Here is a 16,012-nt window from a genome sequence, read left to right as displayed (position 1 = left end):
GGCCTTCGATACACCACTCCAGCGGACACGCCGGGATCTGTGGACACGATCAAGACTCGTACTATATCTTGTACAAGTCGAGAGAGGGGACAGCAAGCATGTCCATCACCGCCAGCGAGGCGCGTCAGAACCTGTTCCCGCTGATCGAGCAGGTCAACGAGGATCACGCTCCGGTTCACATCACTTCCCGCAAGGGGAACGCCGTCCTCATGTCCGAAGAGGACTTCAGCTCTTGGACCGAGACAGTGCACCTCCTGCGCTCCCCCAAGAACGCCCGCCGCCTGCTCGACTCCATCGCCGAGGCGGAGGCCGGCAAGGCCCAGAATCGCGCGCTGATCGACCCCGACGCGGAGCGTGCGTGAAGATCTCGTTCACGTCCCACGCCTGGGAGGACTACACCTACTGGGCCGAGAGCGACCACAAGATGGTCAAGCGCATCAACAAGCTGATCGACGACACCATGCGCGATCCATTCAAGGGCATCGGCAAGCCGGAGCCCCTGAAGGGTGACCTCCCGGGCTACTGGTCTCGGAGAATCGACGACACGCACCGACTCGTGTACAAGCCGACCGACGATGAGTTGATCATCATCCAGGCTCGATACCACTACTGACTCGGTCCGAAGAACCATCACCGGCCCAAAACCGTGGCGACGCCGCCGACGGAGAGCACCCAACCGCTCGTCCCGTTCGTAGCGGTGGGCCGAGCCGGCAGCCGAGTGCGGGCGCTCCAGTGCGAACACGCCGACCGCCGATATGCCCGCCCCGGAACTGCGGCGCCCCGGCGTACGGAAGAGGCAGCCCAGAGCCGAGGCCTCGCTCGACGCCTTCAACCCACGGCGCCAATCAGGCGATACGACCAATTCCGGCTATGACTCGCATGTCGCCTGACCGTGTCCCCTGCACGTCCCCTGGATCTTGGACTGAACGAATGAACGGGGGTCCCCACCCTGGAGTGGTGCCCCCGCTCTCGCGTATCCGCAGGTAGAAACGGTTCTCTGGGAGAACCTTGGGGTGGGGCGGGTGGGACTCGAACCCACGGCCGACGGATTATGAGTCCGCTGCTCTAACCGGCTGAGCTACCGCCCCGTTACGGCGCGTCGCGCACATTTGTGCGCGCCGTCTGCCGCAGCATAGCCGCTCATACGATCTCCTGCTTCGGATGGTCGGCTACACATGACCTTGAGGACTCCGCCATGGGCGCGGCGGTTCCGGCGGACATGAAAAAGGACCCCGGAGGGTCCTCGTTCAGCATGCTCCCCCGACTGGACTCGAACCAGTAACCTGCCGGTTAACAGCCGGCTGCTCTGCCAATTGAGCTACGGAGGACCGAGCTCCCCCGACTGGACTCGAACCAGTAACCTGCCGGTTAACAGCCGGCTGCTCTGCCAATTGAGCTACGGAGGAATGCCTCGTTGCATCGAACGCACCTACCTGGGTATTCGCCAGAGGGCGCGCGCTCGCTGCGACACATACATTAGCGCAAGCAGGGGGGTGCTCCGCCAATCGGTTCCCCCCCGTGACCGATGCCCACGCAAGGGACGACGCAGACGCAAGGGAAGGGTGGCCGCCATGCGCTATCGGCTCACGTTCGTCGCCGGGCTGGCTCTGGGTTACGTGCTGGGCACGCGCGCCGGGCGTGAACGTTATGAGCAGCTGAAGAAATCAGCCCGCCAGGTCGCGCAGAACCCCGCCGTGCGCAACACCGCCGAGACCGCCGCCCACCAGGGGCGCGAGATCGCCGGCCGGGCCTTCCACGTGGTGAGCGACAGGGTCGGTGACCGCGTGCCCGATTCGGTCGCCGCCCGCGTGCGCTCGCTGCGTGAACGGAACGCGAACGGCAGCGGTGAGGACGACTGGGGCACCAGCAACACCTGACCACCGCGGATGCCGGAACCGGAGGGAGATCGCCGGCGTCCGCCGTCCGGGGAGAGCCGTGGCGGGCCAGAAGGACGACACGGCCACCCCTCTCGGTGCGGCAGAATTTCCGGCATGGGGATAGTCGCCGGGTTGGACAGTTCGCCCGATTTCACTCGCATCGTCGTCTGTGACACGGACACGGGGGCCGTGCTCAGGCAGGGGTATGCATCGCATCCGGTGGAGAGCCCCGAGGGTGGCGGCCGTCCCTCCGACGTCGACCCGCAGGCCTGGCTGCTGTCGCTGGGGGAAGCCGCCGGCGGCGGGCTCCTCGAAGGGGTGCAGGCCATCGGCGTGTCGTCGCAGCAGAACGCGCTGATCCCGCTCGACAGCCAGGGCGCCACCGTGCGGCCAGCCATGGTCGGCGGCGACAAGCGGGCGCAGGTCGCGGCGGCCGACCTCATCGACGCGCTCGGCGGCCGGCAGGCCTGGGCGGAGGCCGTCGGCTGCGTACCGCAGGCAGCCCAGCCCGTGACCAAGCTGCGCTGGCTCGCCAAGACCGAACCCGACAACGCGCGGCGCACCGCCGTGCTCATGCAGGCCCACGACTGGCTGGTGTGGCAGCTGCTGGGGCGGCCTGTGAGAAGGACCACCGACCGCGGCGGTGCCTCGGGCACCGGGTACTGGTCGGCGGCGACCGGCACGTACCGCACCGACCTCGTCGAGCTGGCGCTCGGGCACCAGGCCATGGTGCCCGAGGTGCTCGGCCCGTCCGAGGCGGCGGGTACGACACCGGAGGGGCTGCTGATCTCCGCCGGCACCGGAGAGACCATGGCCGCTGCTCTGGGCCTGGGCATCGGGCTGGGCGACGCGGTCGTCTCGCTGGGCGCCTCCGGGTCCGTGATGGCCGTACACCCCGAGGCGCTGGTCGACTCGACCGGGATGATCACCTCGCTCGCCGACGCCACGGGCATGCACCTGCCGGTGGTGACCACGCTCAACGCGGTGCGCACCCTGCGCGGCACCGCCGAACTGCTCAGCCTGCCCGATCTGGAGTCCCTGTCGGAGCTCGCCATGAAGTCGACGCCCGGCTCGCACGGGCTCGTCCTGCTGCCCTACCTGGAGGGCGAGCGGACCCCGAACCTGCCGCACACCGCGGGCACCCTGTCGGGGCTGCGGCGCGAGTCGATGAAGCCCGAACACCTCGCGCGGGCCGCGTTCGAGGGCATGCTGTGCGGACTCGCGGACGCTCTGGACGTACTGCGCGGGCGCGGGGTCGACGTACGGCGGATCTTCCTGCTGGGCGCCGCCGCGGAGCTGCCCGCCGTGCAGGCGGCGGCGCCCGCGCTGTTCGGCGTGCAGGTCGTGGTGCCACAGCCCGCCGACTACGCGGCGATCGGCGCGGCCCGGCAGGCGGCCTGGTCGCTCGGCGTGTCCCAGGGCACCCTCGACCCACGCACCCCGCTCGTCTGGCAGGGCGCGGTCGCCCAGGTCCTGGAGCCGGGCGAGGAGCTGGCGGTGGGCCAGGCAGTGCGCCAGCAGTACGTGTCGGTACGCGAGCAGACGCATCCGGGGGCCTTCCGGTCGTAGGGCGCCCGCCCTGTCGTACGGCTCACATGGAGTCGTACGCGTGCGGGTCTGCCCGGTACGAGGGGTACGAGGTCTGCCGCACCCCATCGGCCTACGTCTCCGGACCGAAAAAAGCTGAAACCGGCTCAGTACCCGCCCGGTTGTCGGCTTAATCGGTTGAGGTAACACCGGTGGAGTGTCCGACGATAGGGGGTGGTGCATCACCGACCGCCCTGCCGTCGACGACTCCGAGAGACCTCGCGTGCTCATACGACTTCTGAGGGCCCATCTGGGCCCGTACAAGAAACCCATCGTCCTGCTGGTGCTGCTGCAGTTCCTGCAGACCTGCGCCACGCTCTATCTGCCCACCCTCAACGCGCACATCATCGACCACGGAGTGGTGAAGGGGGACACGGGTTACATCCTGACCTTCGGCGCCCTGATGATCGCGGTCTCGCTGGGCCAGGTCGTCTGCAACATGGGCGCCGTCTACTTCGGCGCCCGTACGGCGTCGGCCATCGGACGGGACATGCGGGCCGGCGTCTTCGACCGGGTCCAGTCGTTCTCCTCACGTGAGGTGGGCCACTTCGGGGCCCCGTCCCTGATCACCCGCACCACGAACGACGTGCAGCAGGTGCAGATGCTTGCCCTGATGACGTTCACCCTGATGGTGTCGGCGCCGATCATGTGCGTGGGCGGCATCGTCATGGCGCTCGGCCTCGACGTTCCGCTGTCCGGCGTCCTGGTCGCCGTGGTGCCGGTGCTCGCCATCTGCGTGACGCTGATCGTGCGTCGGCTGCGGCCCCTGTTCCGCAGCATGCAGACCCGGCTCGACACGGTGAACCGGGTGCTGCGCGAGCAGATCTCCGGCAACCGGGTCATCCGCGCCTTCATCCGCGACGACTACGAGAAGGACCGCTTCCGGGGTGCGAACACCGACCTCACCGAGGTGTCCCTCGGCACAGGCCGCACCCTGGCGCTGATGTTCCCCATGGTGATGACCGTGGTGAACCTCTCGTCGATCGCCGTGGTCTGGTTCGGCGCGCACCGCATCGACAGCGGCGGCATGCAGATCGGCGACCTCACCGCGTTCCTCGCCTACCTCATGCAGATCGTGATGTCCGTCATGATGGCCACCTTCATGTTCATGCAGGTGCCGCGCGCGGAGGTGTGCGCCGAGCGCATCCAGGAGGTGCTCGGCACCGAGTCCAGCGTCGTGCCGCCCACCGCGCCCGTCATGGAGCTGCGGAGCCACGGGCACCTGGAGATCCGTGGCGCCGGATTCCGCTACCCGGGTGCCGAGGAGCCGGTCCTCAAGGCCATCGACCTGGTGGCGCGGCCCGGCGAGACCACGGCCGTCATCGGTTCCACCGGCAGCGGCAAGTCGACCCTGCTGGGGCTGATCCCGCGCCTCTTCGACGCCACCGAGGGCGAGGTGCTCGTGAACGGCGCGAACGTCCAGGAGATCGACCAGAGACTGCTGGCGAAGACGGTCGGGCTCGTCCCGCAGAAGCCGTACCTGTTCGCGGGCACCGTCGCCACCAACCTGCGGTACGGCAATCCGGACGCCACCGACGAGGAGCTGTGGCACGCGCTGGAGGTGGCGCAGGCCAAGGGGTTCGTCGAGGCGCTGGAGAACGGCCTCGACTCCCCCATCGCGCAGGGCGGCACCAACGTCTCCGGCGGCCAGCGGCAGCGCCTCGCGATCGCCCGCACCCTCGTCCAGCGCCCGGAGATCTACCTCTTCGACGACTCCTTCTCCGCCCTCGACTACGCGACCGACGCGGCGCTGCGCGCGGCGCTCACCCAGGAGACCGCCGAGGCGACCGTCGTGATCGTCGCCCAGCGCGTGGCGACCATCCGGGACGCCGACCGGATCGTGGTCCTGGACGAGGGCCGGGTCGTCGGCACCGGCCGCCACCACGAGCTGATGGCGGGCAACGAGACCTACCGGGAGATCGTGCTCTCCCAGCTCACGGAAGCGGAGGCAGCCTGATGGCCGGGCCCATGGGACGCATGATGGCCGGGGGCGGCCCCGACCAGCGCTCGATGGACTTCAAGGGGTCGGGGAAACGGCTCCTGGCCCGGTTCAAACCCGAGCGCGGCCTGATGTACGCGATGCTGGCCTGCGGTGTGCTGAGCGTCGGGCTGTCCGTGATCGGCCCGAAGATCCTCGGCAAGGCGACCGACCTGGTGTTCGCCGGGATCATCGGCCGTCAGATGCCGTCGGGGGTGAGCAAGGAGCAGGTCCTCGAGTCCATGCGGAAGCGGGGTGAGGGCGGCGTCGCCGACATGCTCTCCGGCACGGACTTCACGCCGGGCAAGGGCATCGACTTCGACGCCGTGGGCCATGTCCTGCTGCTCGCGCTCGGCGCGTTCGTCCTGGCCGGCCTGCTGATGGCGGTGGCCACCCGGCTCTCCAACCGGGCCATCAACAAGACCGTCTACCGCATGCGCGAGGACGTACAGGCGAAGCTGTCACGGCTTCCGCTGTCGTACTTCGACAAGCGGCAGCGCGGCGAGGTGCTCAGCCGCGCGACCAACGACATCGACAACATCCAGCAGACGCTCCAGCAGTCGATGGGCCAGCTCATCAACTCGCTGCTGACGATCGTGGGCGTGCTGGTGATGATGTTCTGGGTGTCGTGGCTGCTGGCGCTGGTCGCGCTGGTGACCGTACCTCTCTCCTTCGTCGTGGCCACGCGGGTCGGCAAGCGCTCGCAGCCGCACTTCGTGCAGCAGTGGCGCACCACCGGCAAGCTGAACGCGCACATCGAGGAGATGTACACCGGGCACACGCTGGTGAAGGTGTTCGGGCGCCAGGACGAGTCGGCCAAGCAGTTCGCCGAGCAGAACGACAAGCTGTACGAGGCCGGGTTCAAGGCGCAGTTCAACAGCGGTGTGATGCAGCCGCTGATGATGTTCGTGTCGAACCTGAACTATGTGCTGGTGGCCGTGGTCGGTGGCCTCCGCGTCGCGTCCGGCTCCCTGTCGATCGGCGACGTCCAGGCCTTCATCCAGTACTCGCGGCAGTTCTCGATGCCGCTGACGCAGGTCGCGTCGATGGCGAACCTCGTGCAGTCGGGTGTCGCCTCGGCGGAGCGGGTCTTCGATCTGCTGGACGCGGAGGAGCAGGCGGCGGACCCCGAGGAGGGGCTGCGGCCCGAGGAGCTGCGGGGACGGGTCGCGCTGGAGAACGTGTCGTTCCGGTACGACCCCGACAAGCCGCTCATCGAGGATCTGTCCCTGAAGGTGGAGCCGGGGCACACGGTCGCGATCGTCGGCCCGACGGGAGCGGGGAAGACGACGCTCGTGAACCTGCTGATGCGGTTCTACGAGGTCTCCGGCGGGCGGATCACCCTCGACGGGGTCGACATCGCGAAGATGTCCCGGGACGAACTGCGGGCCGGGATCGGGATGGTGCTCCAGGACACCTGGCTGTTCGGGGGCACGATCGCGGAGAACATCGCGTACGGCGCCGCACGCGAGGTCACGCGCGGGGAGATCGAGGAGGCCGCGCGGGCGGCGCACGCGGACCGGTTCATCCGTACGCTGCCGGACGGCTACGACACCCTGATCGACGACGAGGGCACGGGGGTCAGTGCGGGTGAGAAGCAGCTCATCACCATCGCGCGGGCGTTCCTGTCCGACCCGGTGATCCTGGTCCTTGACGAGGCGACGAGTTCGGTGGACACCCGTACGGAGGTCCTGATCCAGAAGGCGATGGCCAAGCTCGCGCACGGCAGGACCTCGTTCGTGATCGCGCACCGGCTGTCGACGATCCGGGACGCGGACACGATTCTGGTGATGGAGAACGGGGCGATCGTCGAACAGGGGTCGCACACCGAGCTGCTCGCCGCCGACGGGGCCTATGCGCGGCTGTACAAGGCGCAGTTCGCGCAGGCGGTGGCCGAGGTCGACTGAGCCCCTGGGGCCGCCCACGCGGGCGGCCCCCTTTCAGTCCAGATAGCCCCTCAACTGGTCCGCGAACGCGTGGTCCCGGAGCTTGTTGAGGGTCTTCGACTCGATCTGGCGGATCCGTTCGCGGGTCACGCCGAAGATGCGGCCTATCTCCTCCAGCGTGCGGGGGCGGCCGTCCACCAGCCCGTACCGCAGCTGTACGACCTTCCTCTCCCGTTCGCCGAGGGTCGACAGGACCGCCTCCAGGTGCTCCCTGAGCAGCAGGAACGCGGCGGACTCGACCGGGCTCGTGGCGTCGCCGTCCTCGATGAGGTCGCCGAGGGCCACGTCGTCCTCCTCGCCCACGGGGGCGTGCAGCGAGACGGGCTCCTGGGCGAGCCGCAGCACCTCGCTGACCCGCTCGCTGGGCAGGTCCAGGTGTGCGGCGACCTCTTCCGGGGTCGGTTCGTAGCCGCGTTCCTGGAGCATGCGGCGCTGGACGCGGATGACGCGGTTGATGAGCTCGACGACGTGGACCGGGACGCGGATGGTGCGGGCCTGGTCGGCCAGGGCGCGGGACATGGCCTGGCGGATCCACCAGGTCGCGTACGTCGAGAACTTGTACCCGCGGGCGTAGTCGAACTTCTCGACGGCCCTGATCAGGCCGAGGTTTCCCTCCTGGACGAGGTCGAGCATGGTCAGCCCGCGGCCGACGTACCGCTTGGCGACGGAGACGACGAGCCGCAGGTTGGCCTCGATGAGCCGCCGCTTGGCCATCCGCCCCATGACCACCAACCGGTCGAGGTCCAGGGCGAGTTGGGTGTCCAGGTCGGGGGTGTTGCCGAGTTTCTCCTCGGCGAACAGGCCGGCTTCGACGCGGCGGGCGAGTTCGACCTCCTCGGCGGCCGTGAGCAGCGGGATCCGGCCGATCTCGCGCAGGTACTGGCGGAACAGATCCGAGGAGGGGCCGCTGGTGTCGGCGCGGCCGCGGAGCGATTCGACGGGCTCGGGCGCCTCGGCGGCCTCGATGGTCTCCATCTCGCCGGCAGGGGGATCGGCCGGCTCGGGCGGGCCCTGCGGCTCCGCATCCGTCTCGGGGTGGTGCGCGAGCCGGCTCTGCGGGGGCATGGCCGCAAGGCCGTCCGTCTCCGCGTCCGGCTCGTCGACATGAATCTCGGTCTGTGTGAGGGTCTGGGTCTGCACGGGGGCGACCTCCAGGAATGTCGCTGCTGAGGCATGCGGCAGCGGTACGTCGGGGATGGGGCCGACGGTCCGCCCGCCGGCCATCCCGTAGTCAATGAGCGGAACCGCGGGGGTGTCGGACCCGCCGTGGGCGGGTCGGCCGCGCTCCGAGGACTCAGGCACCGCAACCCAGTGTGGGGTACGACACATCGCCGCCACGAGGGGCGTGCGGCCACTTTTTGAGTCCGGTCCGTGACCGGGCGGTTACCCTCACAGAAACCCGAGTGCCGCCACCGGGCCTGATCTGGCACGATCCGCGAGTGTCCGCTTCCTTGTACGAAACGCATGTCACGGTCCGCTGCGACAGCGCCGCCGACTCCGAGCGGCTGCGCCGCTGGGCGGCAGCGGCCGGTCTCAAGCTGGCCCACATCGTGCTGGCCCGGGGCCGGATGCCCGTCCAGCCGATGCTCACCCTGTCGGGTTCCGCGACGTACGCCCTCGAATCGGTGCGGGCACGGGAAGTGACGGCGCTGCTGCGCGCGGACGGCTTCGAACCGGTCCGCGTCAAGATCGAGTCGGCTCCGTGGGCGCCCGAGGTGCCACGCGAACCGTGCGGCGGTGAACGGTACTTCGAGCACCACGTCAAGCTTCTGCTCGACGCCGACGCGGACCTGGCCGCCCTGGCGGCCCGGGTCGTTCCGCACGGCGCCCATCTGTCGTGGAACGCGCGCCGGGTGCGGGGACACGGGCGGCACGAGCGGTTTGTGACGCAACGGTGCCGCGGGGTGGACGCGGAGGGTGCCGGGCGCGCGCTGGAGCGGTTGCTGGCGGAGCTGGCCGGGCTCGAAGTGATCTGTGTGGAGCGGGAGTTCGTGCTCCACGACAGTGATGTGTCGGTGGACGACGGCTGGCTCGAGGAAACCGTGGAACAGGGGGTGCAGGGATGACCGGGACGTGGCAGAGCTTCGGCTGGGCGAGCGGCGAGATACCCAGGGAGCCACTGGACGACGCGACCCGCACGGCGGAGCAGCTGCCCCGCACGCTGCGTCCGGTGCCGGGGGACGACGTGCTGCAGCGCCCGGTCTTCGAACCGGCCCTGAAGCATTACCGGAACGCCTACCGGGCGACCGACCCCACGTTCACCGACCCGGCGAAGGGCGAGGCCTGGCGGATGGCCCGGCGCCGGGCCCTGGACCTCGTGCCGGCCGCGATCGCCGGCTCGGAGTGGGTCGACTCGCTGGTGCTGCGGGGCAGCATGCTGATGTCGACGTGGTTCGGCGAGGCCGCCCGCGAGCCGGGTGACCTGGACTTCGTCGTCGTACCGCACACCTGGCGGATCGACGACGGGCGAACCGACCGCATGCTCGACGGGATCGCGACGGCGGCGCAGGCACTGGCCGAGGACCGCGGGCCAGGGGTCGGGATCTCGGCCTGCGGCGCGGTGATCGAGGACATCTGGACCTACGAGCGGGTACCGGGCCGCCGCATGGTCCTGCCATGGGAGTCTCCGGGTCTGCCCGGCGGCCATGTCCAGCTCGACTTCGTCTTCAACGAGAGGCTGCCCGAGGCGCCCGAACCGGTGGAGCTGCCGGGCGGTGCGATCGTGCAGGCGGCGACGCCTGCGCTGTCGCTCGCCTGGAAGATCATGTGGATCGTCAACGACATGCACCCACAAGGCAAGGATCTGTACGACGCGGTGCTCCTCGCCGAACGGCACCCCCTCCCGTACGAGCTGCTGCACGAGGCGTTCCGGCTGTCGGGCGAGTGGCCCTACCCGTACCGCGAGAAGGTCGTTCTGGACGATGTGGCGGAGGCGGTCGGTTACGTGGAGTGGAACCACTTTGCGACCGAGTACCCGCAGTTCGCGGAACGGGAGAGGGAGTTCGCGGAACGGCTGGTGCGGGCGGTGGGGCCGACGTTCGAAGGGTGAATGGGTGCGTGACCGGATGGTTACTCAGCTCGTTTGACCATCGGATTGATGGCCGGGGACACTGGAACCCGCTGACTGGGGCAGGATGGGAAGCATGGGCGAGATCGAGGAGCTGCGGCGGGCCGATATGCAGCTGATCCGTGCCCTGAGGGACACCCAGCTCGAACAGGGCAGGACCCTGCAGCAGCACAGCGAGTTGCTGGGAGCACTCGTAGCGGGTCAGGTCGAGCACGGCAAGATCTTGGCCGAGCACAGCAAGATGCTCGGCGAGCACGGCAAGATGCTGCGAACCTTGGCCGCTGGGCAGGCCACGATTCTGGAGCACCTCGGCCTCATGCTCCCCGCGTCGGAGGAGTAGCCCCCTACAACGCCGCCGCCCCCCTCTCCCGCAGCGTCCGGTCGTACTGCTGCAGCACCCACAGTTCGTTCTGTACCGCGGACAGGTGGGCCGGATCCGCGTTCGGGCCAAGGCGGGTCAGGGTGCTCTGGATGTCGCGGACGCGGCGTTCCACCGCGCGGCGGCGGACCGTGACGAGCACGGTGCCCGCGTACACCTCATCCACCGTCCTGCGCAGGATCGCCTCGACCGCCAGTTCCGTGACCATGGCACGGACCGTGTCGTCGGGGGCCGCCTCGCGGACGCGGACCAGGTACTCCTGCGCGTCCTGCGCTCCGTACTCGGCGCCGCCCGCCTCAATGATCGCCTCGCGGACGGCCGCATACGGCTGCGCGGTGAACTCGTCGACCCCGTACGCGTCGAACGCCGGGGAGACCAGCTCCGGTCGCTGCAGGGCAAGTTTGAGCAGCTCGCGCTCGGTCGCGTAGACCGGGTTGCGGAGGTTCAGTGCCGGGCCCGAGACCGTGGGACGCAGGGCGGCGTCGTACTGCTGCGGGGGCCGCTGTCCGGTGGGTGCCGGTCCCCTGCCGCCCCGGTCGCGCGCCCAACGGGCCAGCTGCGCCACCCGTTTGACCACGAACTGCGTGTCGAGGATGCCGAGCATGCCCGCGAGCTGGACCGCGACCTCGTGCTGCGCGCCGCTGTTCTTGATACGGGCGACGACCGGGGCCGCCTCGTCCAGGGCGGCGGCGCGGCCCGCGGGGGTTTCCAGGTCGTAGCGGCTCACGATCTGGCGGAGCGCGAACTCGAAGAGCGGCGTACGGGGTTCGGCCAGGTCGGCGACCGCCTCGTCGCCCTTGGCCAGGCGCAGTTCACAGGGGTCCATGCCGTCCGGCGCGATCGCGATGTACGTCTCTGCAGCGAACTTCTGGTCGTCCTCGAAGGCCCGCAGCGCCGCCTTCTGGCCTGCCGCGTCGCCGTCGAAGGTGAAGATCACGCGGGCCGATCCATTGTCCATCAGCAACCGGCGCAGGATCTTGATGTGCTCGCCGCCGAAGGCCGTGCCGCAGGTCGCGATGGCCGTGGTGACACCGGCGAGGTGGCAGGCCATGACGTCCGTGTAGCCCTCGACCACCACCGCCCGGCTCGCCTTCGCGATCTCCTTCTTCGCCAGGTCGATGCCGTAGAGGACCTGGGACTTCTTGTAGATCGCCGTGTCAGGGGTGTTCAGGTACTTCGGGCCGTTGTCCGCCTCGTACAGCTTGCGCGCGCCGAAGCCCACCACGTCCCCGCCGATGTCGCGGATCGGCCACATCAGCCGGCCGCGGAAGCGGTCGATGGGGCCCCGGCGGCCCTCCTGGGAGAGGCCGGACAGGAGCAGCTCCTTGTCGGAGAAGCCCTTGCCGCGCAGATACCGGGTGAGGTGGTCCCAGCCCTGGGGGCTGTAGCCGACGCCGAAGTGGACCGCGGCGGCCTGGTCGAAGCCGCGCTCGGCCAGGAACTTCCGTCCCGTCTCCGCCTCGGGGCTGACACCGAGCTGCTCGGCGTACCACTGGGCGGCGAGCTTGTGGGCCTCGACCAGGCGGATGCGCTCGCCGCGCTGGTGGGTGGGGTTGTACCCGCCCTCCTCGTAGCGCAGGGTGATGCCCGCCCGGGCGGCCAGGCGCTCGACCGCCTCCGAGAAGGTGAGGTGGTCGACCTTCATCACGAACGTGATGGTGTCGCCGCCCTCCTGGCAGCCGAAGCAGTGGAAGAGCCCCTTGCTCGGGCTGACCTGGAAGGACGGCGACTTCTCGTCATGGAAGGGGCACAGGCCCTTGAGGTTCCCGCCGCCCGCGTTGCGCAGCTGGAGGTACTCGGACACGACGGAGTCGATCGGGACCGCGTCCCGTACCGCCTTCACGTCCTCGTCGTTGATCCGTCCTGCCACGCGGTGATTCTACGGGGGTGCGGTGACAGCCATGGGGCTCGGCAGTGCGCCCCGGAGGGGCGCGGGGCTGTGACATTGCGCGGCTCCGCCACGTGGGCGCGGGCAACCAGGAACAACCCGCACCCGCCCGCCGGGAGAACCCCGCAGACGCCTAGGCCGAAAGGCTCTCCAGAGGCACCCCGGGATCCGCCAGAGCCTCCGGATCCACAAGGACCCGCTCCCGGATCAGCTTCTGAATCGGCTCTGTGACGTCCCACACATTCACATTCATCCCGGCCAGCACGCGCCCTTCCTTCAGCCAGAACGCGATGAAGTGCCGCTTCCCGGCATCGCCCCGGATCACCACCTCGTCGTACGACCCCGGCGGCGCCCACCCCGAGTACTCCATCCCCAGGTCGTACTGGTCGGAGAAGAAGTACGGCACCCGGTCGTACGTCAACTCCCTGCCGAGCATCGAGCGGGCGGCCGCCGGGCCGCCGTTCAACGCGTTGGCCCAGTGCTCGACGCGCAGCCGGGTGCCGAACAGCTCATGCGGGAAGGACGCCACGTCACCGGCCGCGTAGATGTCGGGGTCGGACGTGCGCAGCCGCGCGTCCACCGCGATGCCGCCCCCGTGCGCGCGGTCGGCCAGCTCCAGCCCGGCCGCCTCCGCGAGAGCGACCCGCGGTGCCGCCCCGATCGCGGCGAGCACGTCGTGCGCGGGGTGCTCCTCGCCGTCGTCGGTACGGGCCGCGAGCACCATGCCGTCCTGGCCGACGATCTCGGTGAGCCGGACGCCGAAGCGGAAGCGGACGCCGTGCTCGCGATGCAGCTCGGCGAAGAGATTGCCCAGCTCGGGGCCGAGGACTCCGTGCAGCGGCGTCGGCAGCGGCTCGATGACGGTGACCTCCGCGCCGTACTCGCGGGCCGCCGCCGCGACCTCCAGGCCGATCCAGCCCGCGCCCGCGATCACGAGGTGGCCGTTGTCCCGGCCGAGTGCCGTGAGGACGCCCTTGAGGCGCTCGGCGTGGGCCAGCCGGCGCAGATGGTGGACACCGGCCAGGTCCGTGCCCGGGATGTCCAGGCGGCGGGGCTCGGCGCCGGTCACCAGGAGCAGCTTGTCGTAGTGGACGAGCGTGCCGTCGTCGCCGAAGCGCACCGTCTTGGCGGCGCGGTCGATGGCGTCGACGGTCTGGCCTAGGTGCAGTTCGACGTCGTTCTGCGCGTACCAGGCGGGCTCGTGCACGAAGACGCTGTCGCGCTCCTCCTTGCCGAGCAGATAGCCCTTGGAGAGGGGAGGCCGCTCATAGGGATGGTCCCGTTCGTCGCAGATCAGTATCACGCGGCCGCTGAAGCCCTCCGCTCGGAGCGTCTCGGCCGCCTTCGCGCCGGCCAGACCTCCTCCGACGATGACGAATGTCTGATCCGCGTCGACCACTTGATGCCTCCTCGTAAGGATGTCGCCACATGCGAGCCTCCCGCACGGAGCGTGATGCGGGAAGAGGGAGTGCCCCGATCAGGCCAGGCCGGGTCACGTCCAGGTCTTGGGTTCCCCCCTCAGTCGCGCGTGCAGGGAGCGTGCCGAGGCGTCCGTGAGCGAGGCGATCTGGTCGACGATCACCCGCTTGCGGACGCGGTCGTCGGCCGCCCCCTCGTACAGCGCCCGGAACTGTGGATCCAGCCCGTCGGGCGCGCGGTCGGTGAGCGCCTCTGCCAGCTCGGCGACGACGACCCGCTGGTCGGCCCTGAGGCGCTCCTGCTCGGCGCGCTGCATCACATACAGGTCGGCGACCGCCTTGAGGACCGCGCACTCCATGCGGGCACTCGCCGGTACGACGAGTTCGGCGGCGTACCGCGTCAGGCGACCGCTGCCGTACGCCGCCCGGGTCGCACCCTCGGCGGCCAGACAGAAACGGCCGATGAGCTGGCTGGTCGCGTCCTTGAGACGGGCCTGGGCGACCGCGGAGCCGTCGTAGCCGCGCGGCCACCACTCCTGGACGAGGAGCCGGTCGAGAGCCTCGGCGAGCTCGGCCGGGTCGGTGTCCGCGGGCACGTACCGTCCGCGGGCGACGGCGAAGACCGCCTGCCGCTCGGGCTCGGCATGCAGGCAGTTCGGGTCGACGTGGCCCGCGTGCAGGCCGTCCTCGAAGTCGTGCACCGAGTAGGCCACGTCGTCGGCCCAGTCCATGACCTGGGCCTCGAAGCAGGTGCGGTGGCCGGGGGCGTCCTTGCGGACCCAGTCGAAGACGGGGCGGTCGTCCTCGTAGACCCCGAACTTCGGGGACCTGGGGTCGGTGGGGTGGGCGCCGCGCGGCCAGGGGTATTTGGTGGCGGCGTCCAGGGCGGCGCGGGTCAGGTTCAGACCCACGCTGACGGGCTCGCCCGTCTGTTCGGAGTGGACGAACCGCTTGGGCTCGATACGGGCGAGCAGGCGCAGGGACTGGGCGTTGCCCTCGAAGCCGCCGCAGTCCTCCGCGAACTCGTTCAGCGCCTGTTCGCCGTTGTGCCCGAACGGGGGGTGGCCGAGGTCGTGGGAGAGGCAGGCGGCCTCGACGAGATCGGGGTCGCAGCCGAGGGCGGCGCCCAGCTCACGGCCGACCTGGGCGCATTCCAGCGAGTGGGTGAGCCGGGTGCGGGGGCTGGCGTCCCAGGCCTCGACGGGGGTCCCCCCTGTTCGAGCGGAGTCGAGAACTTGGGGGAGGGTGCCCGGGGTGACGACCTGGGTCTTGCCCGCCAGACGGCGCAGCGCGGCCGAGTGCAGCACCCGCGCGCGGTCGCGCTGGAAGGCGGTGCGGCCCGGGCGTTTGTCGGGCTCGGGCGCCCAGCGCTCGACGGCCGTCTCGTCGTACGCCGCGGCGCCCGCAGAGCCGTTCTCGTACCGCGCGGACGTCTCGTAGGCCTTCGGTGCAGTCCCGTCCATGACCCGACAGTAGACGCAGCCGGTGACAATCGGGATGTCGGCGTCCGTTTCCGGCCGGGGGTTTCCCGCAGCGCAGCCAGGCGTAGAGCCCAGGCCGGCACCGTCGGTTTTCCAGCCCGTCGTGGGGGTCCGCCCTGCTCGAGGGAAGCCGAGAGCTTGGGGGAGTTCGGGGACGAGGCCGTTCAGGCCGAAACGGGGGTCTGGGGGCGGCAGCCCCCAGGGACCGGAAGGGCAGGGGCGGCGGGGCGACAACCCTCACGGCGCACCCCCACCGCCCGGCAGCCGTCCGGGCGTCCCACCAGGCCGTCTCGCGCCGCGAAGCCGATCGCTCAGGCCGAGGCCAGCGCCCTGGCGGCCGCCGTCCCGGCGGCCGCGACGGCCTGGTCGTAGCGGTGCAGGACCAGGCGGG

At 70.0% G+C, this 16,012-nt stretch carries 13 protein-coding genes and 3 tRNA genes; 9 read left to right on the top strand and 7 right to left on the bottom strand.

All coding sequences use genetic code 11. The features are described from left to right. The first annotated feature begins 98 nt into the window (after nt 1-98). Nucleotides 99-362, top strand: coding sequence for a type II toxin-antitoxin system Phd/YefM family antitoxin (locus tag ABT186_RS37155; RefSeq protein WP_351228691.1), 264 nt, complete (start codon nt 99-101; stop codon nt 360-362). Continuing rightward, nucleotides 359-613, top strand: coding sequence for a Txe/YoeB family addiction module toxin (locus ABT186_RS37150; protein ID WP_351928861.1), 255 nt, complete (start codon nt 359-361; stop codon nt 611-613). Before ABT186_RS37155 ends, ABT186_RS37150 begins: the two co-directional genes overlap by 4 nt. 401 nt (nt 614-1,014) lie before the next feature. Here the strand turns inward: ABT186_RS37150 and ABT186_RS37145 are convergent. The 3 genes from ABT186_RS37145 to ABT186_RS37135 form a co-directional block, all read right to left on the bottom strand. Continuing rightward, nucleotides 1,015-1,088, bottom strand: a tRNA-Ile gene (locus tag ABT186_RS37145). A 167-nt stretch (nt 1,089-1,255) separates the two neighbouring features. Then, a tRNA-Asn gene (locus tag ABT186_RS37140) sits at nt 1,256-1,328 on the bottom strand. Between the two features lie 5 nt (nt 1,329-1,333). Further along, nucleotides 1,334-1,406 (bottom strand) — tRNA-Asn (locus tag ABT186_RS37135). A gap of 165 nt (nt 1,407-1,571) precedes the next feature. Here ABT186_RS37135 and ABT186_RS37130 point away from each other — a divergent pair. The 4 genes from ABT186_RS37130 (at nt 1,572) to ABT186_RS37115 (ending at nt 7,349) form a co-directional block, all read left to right on the top strand. Then, complete coding sequence (locus tag ABT186_RS37130; protein ID WP_351231593.1) at nt 1,572-1,877, top strand: YtxH domain-containing protein; 306 nt, start codon at nt 1,572-1,574, stop codon at nt 1,875-1,877. Between the two features lie 114 nt (nt 1,878-1,991). Continuing rightward, nucleotides 1,992-3,446 carry a xylulokinase gene (locus ABT186_RS37125; protein ID WP_351928859.1) on the top strand — a complete coding sequence of 485 codons (1,455 nt, stop codon included), beginning with the start codon at nt 1,992-1,994 and terminating at the stop codon, nt 3,444-3,446. A 241-nt stretch (nt 3,447-3,687) separates the two neighbouring features. Next, nucleotides 3,688-5,421 (top strand): ABC transporter ATP-binding protein, encoded by a 1,734-nt coding sequence (locus tag ABT186_RS37120; RefSeq protein WP_351231589.1) that lies wholly within the window; start codon nt 3,688-3,690, stop codon nt 5,419-5,421. After that, nucleotides 5,421-7,349 carry an ABC transporter ATP-binding protein gene (locus ABT186_RS37115; RefSeq protein ID WP_351231587.1) on the top strand — a complete coding sequence of 643 codons (1,929 nt, stop codon included), beginning with the start codon at nt 5,421-5,423 and terminating at the stop codon, nt 7,347-7,349. The genes ABT186_RS37120 and ABT186_RS37115 overlap by 1 nt, the downstream gene beginning before the upstream one ends. Nucleotides 7,350-7,382: 33 nt before the next feature. Here the strand turns inward: ABT186_RS37115 and ABT186_RS37110 are convergent, their stop codons facing one another. Then, on the bottom strand, nt 7,383-8,690 hold the full coding sequence (locus tag ABT186_RS37110; protein WP_351231585.1) for an RNA polymerase sigma factor: 1,308 nt from the start codon (nt 8,688-8,690) through the stop codon (nt 7,383-7,385). Between the two features lie 137 nt (nt 8,691-8,827). Between ABT186_RS37110 and ABT186_RS37105 the strand changes: the two genes are divergently transcribed. The 3 genes from ABT186_RS37105 to ABT186_RS37095 all read left to right on the top strand — a co-directional run bounded on the left by ABT186_RS37105 (nt 8,828) and on the right by ABT186_RS37095 (nt 10,795). After that, nucleotides 8,828-9,454, top strand: coding sequence for a hypothetical protein (locus tag ABT186_RS37105; protein WP_351231583.1), 627 nt, complete (start codon nt 8,828-8,830; stop codon nt 9,452-9,454). After that, nucleotides 9,451-10,437, top strand: coding sequence for a nucleotidyl transferase AbiEii/AbiGii toxin family protein (locus ABT186_RS37100; RefSeq protein ID WP_351231581.1), 987 nt, complete (start codon nt 9,451-9,453; stop codon nt 10,435-10,437). Before ABT186_RS37105 ends, ABT186_RS37100 begins: the two co-directional genes overlap by 4 nt. A 94-nt stretch (nt 10,438-10,531) precedes the next feature. Next, nucleotides 10,532-10,795 (top strand): hypothetical protein, encoded by a 264-nt coding sequence (locus tag ABT186_RS37095; protein WP_351231579.1) that lies wholly within the window; start codon nt 10,532-10,534, stop codon nt 10,793-10,795. 4 nt (nt 10,796-10,799) lie between these two features. On the opposite strand, the gene dnaG is transcribed toward ABT186_RS37095, so the two are convergent. The 3 genes from dnaG to ABT186_RS37080 all read right to left on the bottom strand — a co-directional run bounded on the left by dnaG (nt 10,800) and on the right by ABT186_RS37080 (nt 15,603). Then, a complete protein-coding gene (dnaG, locus tag ABT186_RS37090) occupies nt 10,800-12,704 on the bottom strand; it encodes a DNA primase (RefSeq protein ID WP_351231577.1) in 1,905 nt (634 codons plus the stop codon). A gap of 151 nt (nt 12,705-12,855) precedes the next feature. Next, nucleotides 12,856-14,121, bottom strand: a complete 1,266-nt coding sequence (locus ABT186_RS37085; RefSeq protein ID WP_351234121.1) for an NAD(P)/FAD-dependent oxidoreductase — start codon at nt 14,119-14,121, stop codon at nt 12,856-12,858. A 93-nt stretch (nt 14,122-14,214) separates the two neighbouring features. Further along, nucleotides 14,215-15,603 (bottom strand): deoxyguanosinetriphosphate triphosphohydrolase, encoded by a 1,389-nt coding sequence (locus ABT186_RS37080; protein ID WP_351928857.1) that lies wholly within the window; start codon nt 15,601-15,603, stop codon nt 14,215-14,217. Nucleotides 15,604-16,012 lie beyond the last annotated feature (409 nt).

The organism is Streptomyces sp. NPDC001634, from assembly GCF_040298185.1.
In the GTDB taxonomy this organism is placed as follows: domain Bacteria; phylum Actinomycetota; class Actinomycetes; order Streptomycetales; family Streptomycetaceae; genus Streptomyces.
The sequence above is the reverse complement of the archived record's forward strand: the minus strand, read 5'-3'. Positions and strand labels throughout refer to the sequence as shown.